Genomic DNA, 1,392 nt, shown 5'->3' with positions numbered 1-1,392 from the left:
CACCAGGGTAGGTCTGATCAAGAACAGGTGAGCAGTTATTGGCTTACTTGTGGCAGTAATGATGGGACTATTAAAGTTTGGAATACTCACACAGGTCAGTGTATTAAAACCTTGATTCCTGATCGACCTTACCAAGGTATGAACATCACAGGAGTTACCGGTTTGAGCCTAGCACAGAAGTCAGCATTGGAAGCCTTGGGCGCGCTGAGTTGATGTCAATAAGATGGGAAATAAACTGGTGATTCCAGATGAAAATTGTTTTTAATTCTTCTCCTTTGATATTTCTAGTACGATTAGTTTTTTTGACGAAGTTCATTGATTCTGAGGATAAATTTTATTTACCGCAAGTTGTCAAAGAAAAAATTAATGGGAAGAATAATTAAGCGAGTGCTTTTGAGTCTCTAGCCATTGCTCATGAGCATCCTTATCCCCACCAAATGAATCTACAGATCCCTATAGTTTGTGCTATCGGGCAAATCAAATACGAGGTCAAATTGGGTATTAGGGACTCGCTGACGCCATAACTGAAGATGTTCCTCTGGGTCGGAGCAAGTGTAGTAGCAACTGATAATTACCCATTGGGTTGGGGGAACTATACGGGTAACTGCCCAAGCTTGCAAGTTTTGTGGATAAGCCATAATGGAGCTATCTCCGTTAAACAATGGAGTAGTAGGCAGCCCATCAACTCTTACGGCTCGGCACGTTGGCTTTCCCTAGCCTACCTCATCGCTGGAAAAATAAATTTATAAATTTTGTAAAAAAAATCATTGATGCCAGAATGGAGTAAAGTTGTTTACTGGTAGTAGGACTGTGGCTGAAGAATCAATACGGGTTTATCTATCCAAAGATAAAAAAAAGAACTTTAAAGCAGCTTGTGTTATGCAAGACAGGGACATGAGCGATGTTGTCAATGAATTAATTGACAAGTGGCTTGACCAAAATGGTGTGTATATACACGGAGAAAAGGAGACATGAATAAATCCTGAAACCTTAGCGGTAATAGATTTACAGGCTTATGCGATCGCGCAGCGTCGGCTTTGCCGAATCGCATTTGAGTATCTCTGGTTATATTTCATTTTGATGCCTGACTATAATCCTGTTAAGTCTGGCCTTAAAACCATGCTGAGCCAGCATACTATGACAGAGAACAAAGTAAAAGGCGCAAACACAGTAGTGATTCTCCCTTGGAGGCTCTAAAAATTGAACGCACCAATTTTTCTCAAGACGAATTAGCGATCTACTGTGGTATTCCTCGTGCGACTTAGCAGCGCTGGGTCTCTGGTAGGACTGAGGCTAGACCAACGCTGCGGCAACTGAAATTGCTGTGCCAACGACTAGGGATTGAGCACATCGATCAGCTGCCAGAGGAATTTGGACCACCTAGTAGCGCTG

Annotated in this window: 3 protein-coding genes; 2 read left to right on the top strand and 1 reads right to left on the bottom strand. The window is 42.2% G+C overall.

Annotated elements, in window-relative coordinates; translation table 11 throughout:
- Positions 1 to 213 (top strand): hypothetical protein (locus F6K37_RS42430; protein WP_287257221.1); only part of this gene is annotated, 213 nt, incomplete at its 5' end.
- A gap of 230 nt (positions 214 to 443) precedes the next feature.
- Here the strand turns inward: F6K37_RS42430 and F6K37_RS42425 are convergent.
- Positions 444 to 638: a hypothetical protein gene (locus F6K37_RS42425; RefSeq protein ID WP_287257220.1), complete on the bottom strand. Its 195-nt coding sequence runs from the start codon at positions 636 to 638 to the stop codon at positions 444 to 446.
- 172 nt (positions 639 to 810) lie between these two features.
- Between F6K37_RS42425 and F6K37_RS42420 the strand changes: the two genes are divergently transcribed.
- The gene (locus F6K37_RS42420; RefSeq protein ID WP_198954017.1) at positions 811 to 975 is read left to right on the top strand and encodes a plasmid partition protein ParG; all 165 of its coding nucleotides are present in this window, start codon (positions 811 to 813) and stop codon (positions 973 to 975) included.
- The last annotated feature ends 417 nt before the right edge of the window (positions 976 to 1,392 follow it).

Origin of the sequence: Moorena sp. SIO4E2, assembly GCF_010671945.1 — a bacterium.
In the GTDB taxonomy this organism is placed as follows: domain Bacteria; phylum Cyanobacteriota; class Cyanobacteriia; order Cyanobacteriales; family Coleofasciculaceae; genus Moorena; species Moorena producens.
This window is presented reverse-complemented; position numbering and strand designations above follow the sequence as displayed.